The sequence below is a fragment of the Mycobacterium pseudoshottsii JCM 15466 genome (assembly GCF_003584745.1).
Taxonomy (GTDB): Bacteria; Actinomycetota; Actinomycetes; order Mycobacteriales; family Mycobacteriaceae; genus Mycobacterium; species Mycobacterium marinum.
Genome location: NZ_AP018410.1, coordinates 5,244,465 through 5,259,034, shown reverse-complemented (window position 1 = coordinate 5,259,034; position 14,570 = coordinate 5,244,465). Strand labels below are relative to the sequence as shown.

Below are 14,570 nucleotides of genomic sequence, written 5' to 3'. Positions count from 1 at the left end.
GCTGCTGGGCCCCGGTCTACTGATTCGGGATCGAAGCCGGGCCGCGCACCGTGCCCTCGACATAGCCGTCGTGCAGTCCGCGATCGATCTCTCGTTCCGTCGCGCTCGGAATGTGAACTGGCAGTTCGGTACAGCCGTTGCTCAGGCTCTGCAACGGGCTGGCGTCGGCGCCGGCAGGCGCGGTTCCGGCAACGCAGTCAGCCGCGCTGGCCGATGCCGCTGCGCTCACACCGAAACCGACAGCGATGGCAGCGCCGACAAGTAGTTTCGCGACCAGGGCGGTGGACTTTTGGTTGAGTGATCCCAGGGGCAGAGCGCGCGCATTCGGGAAGGACATGAAGACTCTCCTTTCGGGGCCGGCGCGGCCCGGGCGAGTTGGTGTGGGAAACGCCAGAACTGCCTACGGGCGAGATGGCGCTGGTGGTTGTGAGGGCGGTCCCGGCGAACGGTGCCGGGCGGCCAGGGGGACAGAGGTGCGATGGTCGCGCCGAAGCGGCGGGCCTGAGCGGCGGTGGGTATGCGGTGCTACGTCACAGCGGCGCGATTAGCGCTGCGCCATCAGCAACGGGCCACGCAGAGCCGCATTAGCGAATCTTGACCGCCCGCAGCATTGGCGGGCTTGGCGGTATGGGTGAGGTTGGGCGCCAATTCCATTGCGAAAAGCGATGCCGGCTGCGGCGACCAGACCAAGTTCGGTGATAGAGGAATCCAGTTCGGCGGCCGACCACACGTCATCCACATGCTGTGGAACGGCTTGGTGTGGGTTGGTACCGAGCCTGATGCCGTGGCGTTGTCAACATGGCTCACGGCCGGGGAATCGGCATGTAGTTGTGTTGACCCGAGGGCCCCGGAATGCGGGCTGTGGACTGAAATCCCGTGTGACCATGTCACCGGTTCGGGCAGCGAGGCCGCAGAGAACTTGGGGCGCAACGCCCAACCTGCGATCAACGCAACAAACACACTCGGCGCCGCGGCAACCACGATGGCTGACTGCCATCGCTGGATGCGCCGATCGCTGCGGGTGCTCATAAACGCCCGAATGTACAACACGACTCTTGGGCGGCCAATGCCCTGAGCTGTGAAAACGAGCAAAGTCAGGTGTGTGTTCTACCTACCCCGTCTGCTCGCCAGGCTAGATCGCCGGGCCCAGCAGGTCGTCGGCGTCGCGGATGATGTAGCCATAGCCCTGTTCGGCCAGGAATCGTTGCCGGTGTGCGGCGTATTCGGCGTCCAGGCTGTCGCGGGCAACCACCGAATAAAACATTGCGCCACCGCCGTCGGACTTGGGGCGCAGCAACCGGCCCAACCGCTGTGCTTCCTCCTGACGCGAGCCAAAGGTCCCCGAAACCTGCACCGCCACAGAGGCCTCCGGCAAGTCGATGGAGAAGTTGGCCACCTTCGACACCACCAGGGTGGCTATCTCGCCACGCCGGAAGGCGTCGAACAGCGCCTCTCTTTCCCGAGTTTTTGTCGCTCCCTGGATGACCGGAGCATCAAGTTCGGTGCCCAGCTCTTCGAGTTGATCCAGGTAGGCCCCGATCACCAGGGTCTGCTCGCCGGGGTGCCTCTGCAGAATCGACTTCACCACAGCGATCTTGGTGTGCACCGTCGAGCACAGCCGGTAGCGTTCCTCGGGCTCGGCGGTGGCGTACGTCATGCGTTCGCTGTCGGTCATGGTGACCCGGACTTCGACACACTCCGCCGGGGCGATCCAGCCCTGCGCTTCGATGTCCTTCCATGGCGCGTCGTAGCGCTTGGGGCCGATGAGGGAGAAGACGTCGCCCTCGCGGCCATCTTCGCGGATCAGCGTCGCGGTCAGGCCCAGTCGCCGCTTGGACTGCAGGTCGGCGGTCATCCGGAACACCGGTGCCGGCAGCAGATGCACCTCGTCGTAGATGATCAGGCCCCAGTCGCGGCTGTCGAAGAGCTCGAGGTGGCGGTACTCGCCCTTGGAGCGGCGGGTGATCATCTGGTAGGTCGAGATGGTGACCGGCCGAATTTCCTTGCGTTCTCCGGAGTACTCGCCGATCTCTTCCTCGGTGAGCGAAGTGCGGGCCACCAGTTCGCGTTTCCACTGCCGCGCGGCGACGATGTTGGTGACCAGGATCAGCGTGGTCGCCTGGGCCTTGGCCATTGCGGCCGCGCCGACCAGTGTCTTGCCCGCCCCACACGGCAGCACCACCACGCCGGAACCGCCGGCCCAGAAGGAGTCGGTGGCCAGCTGTTGGTAGTCGCGCAGCTCCCACCCGTCGGGCTGCAGGCTGATCGGATGTGCCTCGCCGTTCACGTAGCCGGCGAGATCTTCTGCGGGCCAACCGATCTTGAGCAGCAGCTGCTTGACCCGGCCTCGCTCGCTGGGGTGGACGATTACGGTGTCGTCGTCGATGCGGGCGCCCAGCATCGGCGCAATCTTCTTGTTGCGCAGCACTTCTTCGAGCACGGCCCGATCCAGGCTGATCAGCGTCAACCCATGCGCGGGGTGCTTGACCAGTTGCAGCCGGCCATAGCGGGCCATGGTGTCGACGATGTCGACGAGTAGTGGCTGGGGTACCGCGTAGCGCGAGTGGGTGACCAGCGCGTCGACCACCTGCTCGGCGTCGTGGCCGGCCGCCCGGGCGTTCCATAGGGCCAGCGGTGTGATCCGGTAGGTGTGCACGTGTTCCGGTGCGCGCTCGAGCTCGGCGAACGGCGCGATGGCCGCGCGTGCGGCGCCGGCCTGCTCGTGGTCGACCTCGAGCAGAACCGTCTTGTCGGATTGCACGATCAGGGGTCCGTCGGTCATGCGTGCCGCCCTTCGTCACAGCAGGGTGCTAGCCGCACCGCATCGCCATCTGGGTGGTCACCGAAGTGGATCATGGGATCCATTATTGGCCGTCGGCCGAGACGACCGACGTGATGCGGTGCACAGCGAAGTCACGCAGCTTTCCCGAGGTGGAATCGATGGCGGTCAACTGACCGCCCCGGATGACGACGGGGGACACCACTCGCTGGGTGGCCACGCCCGCGGCGTCGAGGTAGCCGATTACCAGGGTGGCCTGGTCCTTTGCGGCGCGCTGCAGCAGCGACATCGCGACGGCCGGATCGATGCGGATATTGCCGAACGGTGCCGAGGTCACCGTGCGCAGCACCTCGATGATGCCGTTCAGCGTCTCACCGCTGGGCCGCGCCGGGGGCCGATAGGGCCGGCGTTGGTTGGGCGCGGGAACCCGGGCGCCGCGGGGCCGGACGTCGACAATCGCGCCGGTGGAGTCCTCGGCAGCGGGGGCGAAGCCCGCACTGCGCAGGGCGACGAGGACCTCGCCGATCGGGGCGGGTGAGACCGCCACGGTCGGGGCCAGGGCGCGCAGCTGCACCGCCTCGGCGGCGGGTGCCGCTACGGCTTGGGCTAGCAACGCGGGGTCTTCGCAGCGCACGAACGAGGTGGCCATGCCGATGCGGAGTTGGCCGTGCCGGCGCGCCACGTCGTCGATGAGGTAGGTGAGCCCCTGCGGGGCCGGTGTCTTGGAGTGGTCCGCGAAAAACGTGTGCATCCAGCCGCGGGTCTTGCCGATGTCGAGCGCATGCCGGATGGATTGTTCGCTGAGCCGGTACACCATCGCCGCACCGGCCGATTCGATGGTCGCCACGGTTGCCAGTTCATCGGCGAGGTCGCGCTGCAGCGGACCGGGTACCACGACGGTCAGGTCCGCTTGGACGAGAAAATGGTCGATCGGCTTCGGCAGCGCCGCGGCCATTGCGGCAATCACGGCGGCGGGGTCGCCGCCGTGTTCCAGCAGGGTGCGCCCGGGCTTGCTGATCGCGCCGCGCCCGACCAGCCCCAGGGCCTCGCTCTCGGCCAACAGATCCGAGATCGGCTCCGGCTGCAGTCTTCGGCTCCATCGCGGGCGCTGCCAGATCAAAGCGGCCGAAGCCGTCACCGGATCGACACCGGCGCCGGCGGGTAGCTCAGCGAGCATGCCCAGCAGCAGCCGGCGATCCAATGGCGCTGCAGTCGAGAACAGCGAATCAGACAAGGCGCTATAGGGCTTGGCGTCGGGGCCCCGGCTGCCGATCAACGCCGGGCGGCCGGGCAGATCGAGCCACGCGGTGGCCAGTAGCTGCCACCGCTCGGCCGGTGACATCGTGGTGAACCGGTCGGCGGTGGCCGTCGGCGCCCAGTACGGTCCGTCACCGTGGTCGGGCAGCGGATCGGGCATGCCGCTGGCGATCAGTCCGGCCGCCGCCGCCACCTCGAGGATCAGGCCTAGGCGCGCCTCGTCGATTCCGACCGCCTTGGCGATCCGCTTGATCTCACGCACCCCGAGTCCACCGCTGCGCAGCTCGACAACCGGCATGGTGCCGAGGTTCTCCAGCAGTGCTTCCACCTCACGCAGCAGGTCGATCACCGCTCCGGCGGCCGTCGCGTCGACGTCCTCGGGGGTGGTGGTGGAAACCACCGGGTCGGGTGCACTGAGCTGCATCGGACCGGGCCGTTCGCCGCGGAGCACCTGGCCGACGTGGCGGGGCAAGATCACGGTGTCGGCGTCGATGCGCCGCAGCAGTCCCATCGTCAAGAGCTGCGGCACCGGGCGGTCCGGGGCGGCACCGGGTGCGGCGTCGCGGGTGCGGCCCATCGGCGACCCCTCGCGCAGTTTGTCCAGCACGTCGCGTTGCGGCTGGTCCCGCCCGGCGATCAGTTCGGCAATTTGCTCGCCGGTTCGTGAGTTGTCCTCGAGAGTTGCCTGCCCCGGGTGCCAGGGCAGCGCGGTGCCGGCATCGGCGGCGATCCGAACGGTGGTGTCGCCCCAGGCCAGGGCGCGCAGCTTGAGGTCGGTGAGCGCCTCGGTCAGTTCGGCCTGGGTGGCGCGCTCACCGATCAGCGACACCAGCTTTGCGATCGGCACCGGCTCGGTGTTGGCCAGCAGCACCAGCAACGCATCGAGCACCGCCAACCGCAGGAAGTCGAGTTGTTCGGTCGCAGCCTTGACCGATTGACGGGCCTGGGCCCGCGCGGCCAGCGCGGCGATGCTGCCAGGTGGCGGCTGGGCAAGGTCCGGCCGCAGCTCGAGTAGCGTGATCAGCCGCTCGTCGGGCAATTCGGCCAGCCAGGACCCCAGCGGGATTTCCGGGGTGTGTTCGGTCATTGCTGATCAGCGTAGGCCCGACCGGTGACCTTGCGCCGCGGACGGCAGGTAAACCTGTCAGAATGGACGCCGTGGCTGACATTGCTGAAGGCAAGGCGGGTAAGAGCAAGTACGTGGACAACGGCTGGCCGACCACGGATCCGGATGACCACGCCGTGAGCGAGCTGGTGACCGACCGAACAGGGGCGCTGTCTCCGTTCGGTGAGGTGGTGTTTCCGCTGGCCGCAGACGATCTGCCCTACTTGCACCCGGTGACAGTCGTCAACAGGTAGTCGTTGGGATGGCCGAGCCCCCCAACGCATCCGAGGCCCCCGCGGCATCGGCGACACCCGGGGCAGGCTCTTATCCCTCAGGTGGGCTATCGCATCTGGATGAGCGGGGAGCCGCGCACATGGTCGACGTCACCGAGAAGGGGGCCACCAGACGCACGGCTGTTGCTGCGGGCTTTCTGCGCACCTCGACGGAGGTGGTGGCGCTGATCTCGAGCGGCGGCCTGCCCAAGGGGGATGCGCTGGCCACCGCGCGGGTGGCGGGAATTCTGGCGGCCAAACGCACCAGTGACTTGATCCCGCTGTGTCATCAGCTCGCCCTGACCGGTGTCGACGTTGATTTCACCATGGCTGAGGCGGATGTCGAGATCACCGCGACGGTGCGCAGCACCGACCGAACCGGTGTCGAGATGGAGGCACTGACCGCTGTCAGCGTCGCGGCCCTTACGCTCTACGACATGATCAAAGCGGTCGACCCAGCCGCTCGTATCGACGATGTCCGGGTGCTCAGCAAACAGGGCGGGCGCAGCGGAAGCTGGTCGAGGTGAGCACGGCTCGCTCGGCCCAAATCATCATCGCTTCAACGCGTGCGGCATCCGGTGTGTACACCGATGAATGCGGGCCGATTATCGCTGAATGGCTTGAGCAACGCGGCTTTTCGCCGCTGGAATCCAAGGTGGCCGCCGACGGTAACCCGGTCGGCGAGGCGCTGCAGGACGCGGTCGAGGCCCAGGTGGACCTGATCATCACCTCGGGCGGCACGGGGATTTCGCCTACCGACTCGACCCCGGAGCAGACCGTGGCGGTGCTGGACTTTGTGATCCCGGGATTGGCCGACGCCATCCGGCGCGCCGGCCTGCCGAAGGTTCCGACTTCGGTGTTGTCCCGAGGGGTGTGTGGTGTGGCCGGCCAAACCTTGATCGTCAACCTGCCTGGTTCACCTGGCGGCGTTCGGGACGGGTTGGATGTGCTCGCCGACGTCGTGCACCACGCGCTCGATCAAATCGCTGGCCAAGACCACCGGCGATGACGCAGGTTGTGCGGGCCCTGCTGACCGACCAGCCGATCTCTCTGGCCGAACACGAGGAACTGGTGGGCCGGCCGTCGGCGGGAGCTGTCGTCGGTTTCGTCGGGGTGGTGCGCAACCACGATGGTGGCCGGGAAGTGTTGCGGCTGGAGTACTCCGCGCACCCGTCGGCCGGCCAGGTGCTAGCTGAGGTGGTGGCCGATGTCGCCCAACACGCCGCCGGTGTGCGCGCGGTCGCGGCCAGCCACCGAATCGGGGTCCTGCACGTGGGCGATGCAGCCTTGGTGGCCGCCGTGGCTGCCGATCATCGCGAGGCCGCGTTCACCACGTGCGCGAAGTTGGTCGACACGATCAAGGCGCGGCTTCCGGTGTGGAAGCACCAGTTCTTCGGTGATGGTTCCGAAGAATGGGTGGGTTCGGCCTAACCCGCTCGGCTTTTCGCGCCGGTCGGTTTAGGGGTGACCCTGTCTCAGGCGAAGACGGCCGGCTGCGCGAGCGCGTCGAGCGCGTCGTTGCCGCTGATGTTCTGTCCCACGATCGCCTGCCACAACTTCTTAGTGTAGGCGACGGTCGAAGCCTCGTGGACGTCCACCGGCGGTGCCAGGTCTTCGGGGGCCGGCGGCAGGTCGGCCGGGGCGGGCACGTCGTTGCCCACCAGCTCCACCGGGGCCGCCACGTCCTCCGGCGCCGGCGGAAAGTCGGCCGGCGCGGGCGCGGCCACATCCTCAGGCGCAGGGGGGAGGTCCTGCGGCGCGGGCGGCAGGTCTTCTGGGGCGGGGGGCAGGTCGGCCGGGGCCGGGGGTGCCAGGTCTTCGGGGGCCGGCGGCAGGTCGGCCGGCGCGGGCACGTCGTTGGCCGCCAACTCTACCGGGGGTGCCGGGTCAGCCGGGGGCGGGACGTCATCTCCGGGGGGCGGGGCCAGCGGTGCCGGCTCGCCGTTGATTCCGGGGGCGTCGAGCGGGGCATCCAGCGCGGCCGGAGCGGGGACGTCGCGGGGAGTGGCGGCCGACAGGCCGTGTCCGCATACCGGCCAGGCTCCGCGGCCCTGAGTGGCCAGGACGCGCTCGGCGACCGCGATCTGCTCTTCGCGACTGGCCAGCTGCGCGGATGGCGCATATTCGCCGCCACCGTGGGAGGCCCAGGTGCTCTGCGCGAATTGGACGCCGCCGTAGTAGCCGTTGCCGGTGTTGATCGCCCAGTTGCCGCCAGACTCGCAACGGGCCACCTGGTCCCATTCGCCGTCGGTGGCCGCGGCCGCGTGGCCGGCAAGGGCGATACCACCGCCGCCGAGCACCGCGCCGGTGAAGGCGATCTTGGCGACGCTGACGTTCGAGGTAGTGGGCTTACGGTGACGTCCACTCATACGTTCAGTAATTCCTCTCGGTACACGCCTGCGAGGTCAGCTGTCGGGTTCGGGTTGGAGAGGTTACCCGGCCAGCGTCGTACTACATCTGTGGGACGACGTCGGCTTCACCCCAAGGGCCGTGAAGGGCCCGGTCCGATCTCGGTGGACCTGGCGGGTCCCCCGCCTCCATCCGTGGGTCGGAATCCCCCGCCTACCGGATGGAGCTCGGCGCGTTGTAGGGAGGGCAGGCAAGTCAGTTGGGTTCGGTTGACCAGCCCTGAGAGACGATAGCGGTTTCAGGCGTTCTCGTCACGCACGAAGTAATGAGGTGTTTTCCGCGCAACCGTGGGCTAAAAGGCCAGGAACGACCACTGTTTCCGCAGTTCATAGCGTCCCGACATCACCTCGTGTCCCGGTCGTTATCGTTCCGTTACGTGAGGCAATTCACAGGGCTTAGCCGCCGGCGAATGGCGGGAGTACGTCAACCGTGTCGCCGGTGGATAACGCGGTGGCGTCATTTCGGACAGCAATTCCGTCCCTGAGGTAAGAGCATCGGCCCAACACCGTCGCCAGCCGCGTGCTCCGGCCGGCCAGCGTGTCGACCAACTCGGCAACGGTGGCGTCAGGCCGCAACCCGACCGTTTCGCACTCGATCCCCGCCGCCGCCCGTGCGGCCGCGAAGTAACGAACGGTGACCTCGATCCCGGCGGGCTGATCGGGCACGGGCGCCTTCGGGCTAGCCACCGATCGCGCTCATGGGGCGCTGGGGCTGGACGAAATCCGGGTTGTTGATCCCGTGGCCGGCCGGTTTGGCCCACATCGCGCCGCGCCACGCCGCTTCGATCGCCTCGTCGCCGGCGCCGGCGCGCAGCAACCCGCGAAGGTCGGTTTCCTCGGTGGAGAACAGGCAGCTGCGGACCTGACCGTCGGCGGTCAGCCGGGTGCGGTCACACGTCGAGCAGAACGCGTGCGAAACCGAGGCGATGACCCCGAACTTACCGGCGGGCGTGTCAGGACCGGCGTCGACCAGCCAGAGCTCGGCAGGAGCCGAACCGCGTGGCGCTGGATCAGGCCGAAGCCGGAAATGGGGTTGCAGCGCCGCCAACACATCGTCGGAGCCCAGCAGCGCGTTGCGCCGCCACTGATGTCCGGCGTCGAGTGGCATCTGCTCGATGACCCGCAGCTGGTAGCCCTGCTCCAAACAGAATCTCAGCAACTCGACGACGTCTTGGCGGCCCGTCTCGGGGTCCAGCACGGCGTTGACCTTGACCGGAGTCAAACCGGCAGCCCTGGCGCCGGCCAGGCCGTCCAGCACATCGGTCAACCGGTCCCGGCGGGTGACGGCCGCGAAGTGGGCGCGGTCCACGGTGTCCAGCGACACGTTGACCCGGTCCAAACCCGCCTCCGCCAATGCCGCTGCCCGCTTCGCCAGACCCACACCATTGGTCGTCAACGAGATTTTCGGGCGGGGCCGCAGTTGGGCCGCTGCCGCGACCACCTCTTCGAGATGCCGGGCCAACAGCGGCTCGCCGCCGGTGAACCGCACGCTGGTGATCCCGAGCCGGGTAACCGCGATGCGGAGCAGCCTGGCCAGCTCCGCCGGTCCAAGCAGCTGCTCGCCGGGCAGCCAGTTCAGGCCTTCCGCGGGCATGCAGTAACCGCAGCGCAGATTGCAGCGGTCGGTTAGTGACACCCGCAAGTCGGTGGCGGACCGGCCAAAGCGATCCAGAAGCGGACCATCGCCCGGTGCGTCGGATGCGATCGCCGAGCCTTCCGACCGGCCACGCACCGTCGGGACGCCCAGCGCGGTCACCGTCATCGGGCCACCCGCTCGTATCGGGTCGGCCAGTCGGCGGAAACAATCTCCTTGCCCAGCGGAACCAGTGACACCGGGATCAGCTTGAGGTTGGCCAGCGCCAGCGGGATCCCGATGATCGTTATCGCCATCGCCACTGCGCTGACCAGGTGCCCGATGGCCAGCCAAAGCCCGAACAGCAGGATCCAGATGACGTTGCCGATCAGGGCGCCGGTTCCAGCGCTGGGCTTTTCGACGATCGTTCTGCCGAACGGCCACAACGCGTAGGACGCGATCCGCAACGCCGCGAAGCCGAACGGAATGGTCACGATGAGCAGAAAGCAGATCAGCGCCGCGACCAGGTAACCCAGGGCCAGCCAAAGGCCGCCGAACACCAGCCAGATAACGTTCAGTATTAGGCGCATATCTCCTCCAGCAGTGGTGCCAGCCTACCGAGTGCCGGATAAACAGGGATGCTTGGCGGGCCAGCATCCGAGTAGGATCTGTGATCGTCCTCGCGTCCTGCGCATGCGGGACGCATCTTTTTGTTGTAAACCCAGTGATCCGTCAGACAAGCAGGTGAGAGCAGTGCCGACCGGCAAGGTGAAGTGGTACGACTCCGACAAGGGGTTCGGCTTCCTGTCGCAGGAGGAGGGCGAGGACGTCTACGTTCGTTCCTCTGCGTTGCCGGCAGGCGTCGAGGGGCTTAAAGCGGGGCAGCGGGTGGAATTCGGTATCGCGTCCGGGCGGCGCGGACCGCAGGCGTTGAGCCTCAAATTGCTCGACCCGCCACCGAGCCTCACCCGCACCCGCCGCGAGGCCGTTGAGCACAAGCACAGCCCCGACGAGCTACACGGCATGGTCGAGGACATGATCACGCTGCTGGAGAGCACCGTGCAGCCAGAGCTGCGCAAGGGGCGCTACCCGGACCGCAAGACCGCCCGGCGGGTCTCCGAGGTGGTCAAGGCCGTGGCGCGGGAGCTCGACGCTTAACCGTTGGCGCAATACGTCCGCTCGGGCATCGAATCGGGTTGACGTCAGGGCTTTTTCAAAGTGGCTGGCCCGCTGGCCGCGTTCGTCATCGTCGGGCACTTCCGCTTGCCGTTGTGCGCCGTAGTATTGCCTGCGTACGGCACCAGGTTTTTCCTATCGCGGTGAAGTCGTAGCGCGGAGGCAACGATGGCACAGCAGGCGCAGGTCACCGAGGAGCAAGCGCGAGCTCTTGCCGAGGAATCCCGTGAAAGTGGCTGGAATAAGCCATCTTTCGCGAAGGAGCTATTCCTCGGACGCTTTCCGCTGGAGCTGATAAATCCCTTCCCCCGGCCGTCGGACGCCGAGGAGGCGCGCACCGCGGCGTTTCTGTGCCGGCTGCAGGAGTTTCTCGGCGCCATTGACGGCAGCGTCATCGAGCGAGACGCCCAGATTCCCGATGAATACGTCAAGGGCCTGGCCGAACTGGGTTGCTTCGGCATGAAAATTCCGTCCGAATATGGCGGATTGAGCATGTCGCAGGTTGCCTACAACCGCGCGCTGATGCTGGCATGGACGGTCCACACCAGCCTGGGCGCGCTGCTGTCGGCGCACCAATCGATCGGTGTGCCTGAGCCACTGAAACTCGCCGGAAGCCCCGAGCAGAAGAAGAAATTCTTGCCGCGGTGCGCCGCCGGTGCCATCGCGGCCTTCCTGCTCACCGAGCCCGACGTCGGATCCGATCCGGCCCGGCTGGCCTCGACGGCCACACCGATCGACGACGGTCAGGCCTACGAACTCGAGGGGATCAAACTGTGGACCACCAACGGTGTGGTTGCCGAATTGCTGGTGGTGATGGCCCGGGTGCCCAAGAGTGAGGGGCACCGGGGTGGAATCAGCGCATTCGTGGTCGAGGCCGATTCACCCGGAATCACCGTCGAACGGCGCAACAAATTCATGGGACTGCGCGGCATCGAGAACGGCGTAACCAGGCTGCACCGCGTGCGGGTGCCCAAGGAGAATCTGATCGGTCGGGAGGGGGACGGTCTGCGGATCGCGCTGACCACCCTCAACGCCGGGCGGCTGGCGATACCCGCGATGGTGACGGGGGCGGCCAAATGGTCGCTGAAAATTGCGCGTGAGTGGTCCGGCGAGCGAGTGCAATGGGGCAAGCCGCTGGGCAAGCACGAGGCGGTCGCCGGCAAGATCTCGTTCATCGCCGCCACCACGTACGCGCTTGAAGCGGTGGTGGAGATATCGGGTCAGATGGCTGATGAGGGCCGCAACGATATCCGCATCGAGGCGGCGCTGGCCAAGCTGTGGTCCAGTGAGATGGCGTGCCAGGTCGCCGATGAGCTGTTGCAGATCCGGGGCGGGCGTGGCTATGAGACCGCCGAGTCACTGGCTGCGCGGGGTGAGCGTGCGGCACCGGTGGAGCAGTCGTTGCGTGATGTTCGGATCAACCGGATCTTCGAGGGATCCAGCGAGATCATGCGGTTGCTCATTGCCCGCGAAGCGGTAGACGCGCACCTGGCCGCCGCTGGGGATCTGGCCAAACCCAACACCGATCTTCGGAAGAAGGCGGCAGCCGCGGTTGGCGCCAGCGGGTTCTATGCAAAATGGTTGCCGCAGCTGGTATTTGGTGAGGGACAGCGGCCCAAGGCGTATCACGAGTTCGGCCCGCTGGCCGCTCATCTGCGATTCATCGAACGCTCGACTCGCAAGCTGGCCCGAAACACCTTCTACGGGATGGCCCGCTGGCAGGCCAAGCTGGAACAAAAGCAGGGCTTTCTCGGTCGCATCGTCGACATCGGTGCGGAATTGTTCGCCATGTCCGCGGTATGCGTGCGGGCCGAAGCCCAACGGGTCGCTGATTCGATCGTCGGACGGCAGGCCTACGAGCTGGCGGAGGCATTCTGCGGGCAGGCGACTCTGCGGGTGGAAGCGCTGTTCCACGGGTTGTGGACCAACACCGATGTCGGCGATGTCCGCCTGACCAACGACGTGTTGGAGGGTCGGTATGCCTGGCTGGAGGATGGAATCATCGATCCTTCCGAGGGCACCGGACCCTGGATTGCGCATTGGGAGCCCGGGCCGTCCACGCAGCCGAATGTGGCTCGGCGCTTCCTGCCTGACTCGACGTCAGCCGAGGCGAAGCCGTAAGGCTGTCCACCCATGGGCTCATATGTTGCCGGCGCCGGTGAATTCAGCCGCGACACCAACTACATCACCACCCGCATCACCGCCGACGGGCGCGACGGCTATGCGGTGCAGCCCGGTCGCTATCGCCTCATCGTTGCCCGGGCTTGTCCGTGGGCCAACCGCGCCATCATCGTGCGCCGCCTGCTGGGTTTGGAACCCGTTCTTTCCATAGGCTTTTGCGGACCCACCCATGACGCGCGCAGCTGGACCTTCGACCTTGATCCCGAAGGTCTGGACCCGGTGTTGCAGATCCCGCGACTACAGGACGCCTACTTCAAGCGCTTCCCGGAGTACCCCAAGGGCATCACCGTTCCGGCGATCGTCGATGTACCGACCGGCGCGGTGGTCACCAACGACTTCGCGCAGATGACCTTGGACTTGTCCACGCAGTGGGCCGCCTACCATCGCGACGGCGCCCCGCAGCTGTACCCGTCACGGTTGCGACTCGAGATCGACGAGGTGAGTCAGCGGATCTACACCGAAGTGAACAACGGCGTGTACCGCTGTGGCTTTGCCGGCTCACAGCAGGCGTACGAGGCCGCTTTCGATCGGCTGTTCGGCGCATTGGACTGGTTGAGCGATCGTCTGGCGAGTCGACGCTATCTGGTGGGGGACACCATCACCGAGGCCGACGTGCGGCTGTTCACCACGCTGGCCCGTTTCGATCCGGTGTACCACGGTCATTTCAAGTGCAATTGGTACAAGCTCAGCGAGATGCCCGTGTTGTGGGCGTACGCTCGTGATCTGTTCCAGACCCCGGGATTCGGCGATACCGTGGACTTTGTTCAAATCAAGCAGCACTACTACATCGTGCACGCCGACATCAACCCCCCCGGGATTGTTCCCAAAGGCCCCGATCTGGCTGGCTGGTTGGCGCCGCACGGACGGGAAGCGCTGGGCGGCAGGCCCTTCGGTGATGGCACGCCGCCCGGGCCGCCGGTCGCAGGGGAGCGGGTCCCGGCCGGTCACGGAGCCTAGGTTCTGCGCACGAGCGCGTGTCGAACCTGCGCCACGACGATGTCAGGCCGGTTTTTCAGTGTCTGCGCGTTGACTCGAACAATCGTCCACCCGCGCGCTTCGAGTTCGGCCGATCGATCGAAAGCGTCGCTGCGCGCCGCGTTATTCCACTGACCTGCGCTGTCAAATTCGACGCCGACTTTGCATTCCGGCCAGCCCATGCCGATCCGGGCCGCCACCGCGCCCCAATCGTCGAGTACCTTGATCTCGGTTTGGGGCGCTGGCAGGCCAGATCGAATGATTAGCAAGCGAATTCGCGTCTCATAGGGCGAATCGGCGCCGGCGTCGACCAGCGGTAGTGCCTGACGTAGCTGGATCAACCCGCGAGCACCGCGATGTCGCTCGGCGAGCATCTCGACGTCGGCCACCTTCAGCTCGGTGGCACGCGTCAGTGCATCGAGTCGAATCACCGCTGTGGTCAGTCCTTTTCGCCTTCCGAGGTCGAATGCCGTGCGCGCCGGAGTGGTCAGGGCGATGCCGTCGCGCACGCATACCTCGTCCTCATCGAGGCAGGCGCTGTGGGAAATGATGCCGCGCGCCTTGTCCCGGCCCCGTCGGTTGAGTTCGGCCGGTAGCCAATCGTCGATCCATCCCGTGCGGTGCAGCGCCGCGGCGGACAGGCCCACCGCCGTTGCGGACCGCCCCGACCACAACCACGCGGCGATGGCCCGCGTCACCGCCGTCAGCTTCTTCCCGCGGGGGATGTACACGTTGCGGTGAACCATCTCGAAGTGGGTCCGCAACCGGTGTGGTGTGACGGCTCCGGCGGCTAGTGCTTCAGTGCCCCGGAACGGCCAGTCCAAAATCTCCATGCCGACACGGT

15 protein-coding genes and 1 riboswitch are annotated in these 14,570 nt (G+C 66.8%); of the genes, 7 read left to right on the top strand and 8 right to left on the bottom strand.

Annotation, left to right across the window (positions count from 1 at the left end; translation table 11 throughout):
- Window positions 1-16: 16 nt before the first annotated feature.
- The 3 genes from MPSD_RS23935 to MPSD_RS23920 all read right to left on the bottom strand — a co-directional run bounded on the left by MPSD_RS23935 (window position 17) and on the right by MPSD_RS23920 (window position 5,123).
- Window positions 17-337, bottom strand: coding sequence for a hypothetical protein (locus MPSD_RS23935; RefSeq protein ID WP_015357116.1), 321 nt, complete (start codon window positions 335-337; stop codon window positions 17-19).
- A gap of 795 nt (window positions 338-1,132) precedes the next feature.
- Window positions 1,133-2,782 carry a DNA repair helicase XPB gene (locus tag MPSD_RS23925; protein ID WP_012396210.1) on the bottom strand — a complete coding sequence of 550 codons (1,650 nt, stop codon included), beginning with the start codon at window positions 2,780-2,782 and terminating at the stop codon, window positions 1,133-1,135.
- 82 nt (window positions 2,783-2,864) lie between these two features.
- Window positions 2,865-5,123 carry a helicase-associated domain-containing protein gene (locus tag MPSD_RS23920; protein WP_086084975.1) on the bottom strand — a complete coding sequence of 753 codons (2,259 nt, stop codon included), beginning with the start codon at window positions 5,121-5,123 and terminating at the stop codon, window positions 2,865-2,867.
- 71 nt (window positions 5,124-5,194) lie between these two features.
- Between MPSD_RS23920 and MPSD_RS23915 the strand changes: the two genes are divergently transcribed.
- The 4 genes from MPSD_RS23915 to MPSD_RS23900 are packed head-to-tail and all read left to right on the top strand — an operon-like array spanning window position 5,195 to window position 6,844.
- A complete protein-coding gene (locus MPSD_RS23915; RefSeq protein ID WP_172607222.1) occupies window positions 5,195-5,395 on the top strand; it encodes a hypothetical protein in 201 nt (66 codons plus the stop codon).
- 8 nt (window positions 5,396-5,403) lie between these two features.
- On the top strand, window positions 5,404-5,940 hold the full coding sequence (gene moaC, locus MPSD_RS23910) for a cyclic pyranopterin monophosphate synthase MoaC (protein ID WP_086084976.1): 537 nt from the start codon (window positions 5,404-5,406) through the stop codon (window positions 5,938-5,940).
- Complete coding sequence (locus MPSD_RS23905) at window positions 5,937-6,422, top strand: MogA/MoaB family molybdenum cofactor biosynthesis protein (RefSeq protein WP_020786023.1); 486 nt, start codon at window positions 5,937-5,939, stop codon at window positions 6,420-6,422. The genes moaC and MPSD_RS23905 overlap by 4 nt, the downstream gene beginning before the upstream one ends.
- Window positions 6,419-6,844, top strand: coding sequence for a molybdenum cofactor biosynthesis protein MoaE (locus tag MPSD_RS23900; RefSeq protein WP_011738644.1), 426 nt, complete (start codon window positions 6,419-6,421; stop codon window positions 6,842-6,844). Before MPSD_RS23905 ends, MPSD_RS23900 begins: the two co-directional genes overlap by 4 nt.
- Window positions 6,845-6,888: 44 nt before the next feature.
- On the opposite strand, the gene MPSD_RS23895 is transcribed toward MPSD_RS23900, so the two are convergent.
- From MPSD_RS23895 to MPSD_RS23880, 4 genes are all read right to left on the bottom strand, one after another.
- Window positions 6,889-7,782, bottom strand: coding sequence for a transglycosylase family protein (locus tag MPSD_RS23895; protein WP_020786025.1), 894 nt, complete (start codon window positions 7,780-7,782; stop codon window positions 6,889-6,891).
- A 9-nt stretch (window positions 7,783-7,791) separates the two neighbouring features.
- Window positions 7,792-8,005, bottom strand: a riboswitch (cyclic di-AMP (ydaO/yuaA leader).
- A gap of 212 nt (window positions 8,006-8,217) precedes the next feature.
- Window positions 8,218-8,487 carry a MoaD/ThiS family protein gene (locus tag MPSD_RS23890; protein WP_012396204.1) on the bottom strand — a complete coding sequence of 90 codons (270 nt, stop codon included), beginning with the start codon at window positions 8,485-8,487 and terminating at the stop codon, window positions 8,218-8,220.
- 13 nt (window positions 8,488-8,500) lie between these two features.
- Window positions 8,501-9,583, bottom strand: a complete 1,083-nt coding sequence (gene moaA, locus MPSD_RS23885) for a GTP 3',8-cyclase MoaA (protein ID WP_020786026.1) — start codon at window positions 9,581-9,583, stop codon at window positions 8,501-8,503.
- The gene (locus MPSD_RS23880; protein WP_011738640.1) at window positions 9,580-9,984 is read right to left on the bottom strand and encodes a YccF domain-containing protein; all 405 of its coding nucleotides are present in this window, start codon (window positions 9,982-9,984) and stop codon (window positions 9,580-9,582) included. Before MPSD_RS23880 ends, moaA begins: the two co-directional genes overlap by 4 nt.
- Before the next feature lie 163 nt (window positions 9,985-10,147).
- Between MPSD_RS23880 and MPSD_RS23875 the strand changes: the two genes are divergently transcribed.
- The 3 genes from MPSD_RS23875 to MPSD_RS23865 all read left to right on the top strand — a co-directional run bounded on the left by MPSD_RS23875 (window position 10,148) and on the right by MPSD_RS23865 (window position 13,708).
- Window positions 10,148-10,552, top strand: coding sequence for a cold-shock protein (locus tag MPSD_RS23875; protein WP_012396202.1), 405 nt, complete (start codon window positions 10,148-10,150; stop codon window positions 10,550-10,552).
- A gap of 186 nt (window positions 10,553-10,738) precedes the next feature.
- The gene (locus MPSD_RS23870) at window positions 10,739-12,691 is read left to right on the top strand and encodes an acyl-CoA dehydrogenase family protein (protein ID WP_086085042.1); all 1,953 of its coding nucleotides are present in this window, start codon (window positions 10,739-10,741) and stop codon (window positions 12,689-12,691) included.
- 12 nt (window positions 12,692-12,703) lie between these two features.
- Window positions 12,704-13,708, top strand: a complete 1,005-nt coding sequence (locus MPSD_RS23865; RefSeq protein WP_020786029.1) for a glutathione S-transferase family protein — start codon at window positions 12,704-12,706, stop codon at window positions 13,706-13,708.
- Here MPSD_RS23865 and MPSD_RS23860 read toward each other — a convergent pair.
- A complete protein-coding gene (locus MPSD_RS23860; protein ID WP_015357106.1) occupies window positions 13,705-14,559 on the bottom strand; it encodes a hypothetical protein in 855 nt (284 codons plus the stop codon). The two genes, MPSD_RS23865 and MPSD_RS23860, sit on opposite strands and share 4 nt — an antisense overlap.
- Between the last annotated feature and the right edge of the window lie 11 nt (window positions 14,560-14,570).

Excerpts from the sequence above, each read along its gene's own strand:
- MPSD_RS23935 (WP_015357116.1), bottom strand. The coding sequence starts at position 337 with ATGTCCTTCCCGAATGCGCGCGCTCTGCCCCTGGGATCACTCAACCAA.
- MPSD_RS23925 (WP_012396210.1), bottom strand. The coding sequence starts at position 2,782 with ATGACCGACGGACCCCTGATCGTGCAATCCGACAAGACGGTTCTGCTC.
- MPSD_RS23920 (WP_086084975.1), bottom strand. The coding sequence starts at position 5,123 with ATGACCGAACACACCCCGGAAATCCCGCTGGGGTCCTGGCTGGCCGAA.
- moaC (WP_086084976.1), top strand. The coding sequence starts at position 5,404 with ATGGCCGAGCCCCCCAACGCATCCGAGGCCCCCGCGGCATCGGCGACA.
- MPSD_RS23900 (WP_011738644.1), top strand. The coding sequence starts at position 6,419 with ATGACGCAGGTTGTGCGGGCCCTGCTGACCGACCAGCCGATCTCTCTG.
- MPSD_RS23895 (WP_020786025.1), bottom strand. The coding sequence starts at position 7,782 with ATGAGTGGACGTCACCGTAAGCCCACTACCTCGAACGTCAGCGTCGCC.
- moaA (WP_020786026.1), bottom strand. The coding sequence starts at position 9,583 with ATGACGGTGACCGCGCTGGGCGTCCCGACGGTGCGTGGCCGGTCGGAA.
- MPSD_RS23880 (WP_011738640.1), bottom strand. The coding sequence starts at position 9,984 with ATGCGCCTAATACTGAACGTTATCTGGCTGGTGTTCGGCGGCCTTTGG.
- MPSD_RS23870 (WP_086085042.1), top strand. The coding sequence starts at position 10,739 with ATGGCACAGCAGGCGCAGGTCACCGAGGAGCAAGCGCGAGCTCTTGCC.
- MPSD_RS23865 (WP_020786029.1), top strand. The coding sequence starts at position 12,704 with ATGGGCTCATATGTTGCCGGCGCCGGTGAATTCAGCCGCGACACCAAC.
- MPSD_RS23860 (WP_015357106.1), bottom strand. The coding sequence starts at position 14,559 with ATGGAGATTTTGGACTGGCCGTTCCGGGGCACTGAAGCACTAGCCGCC.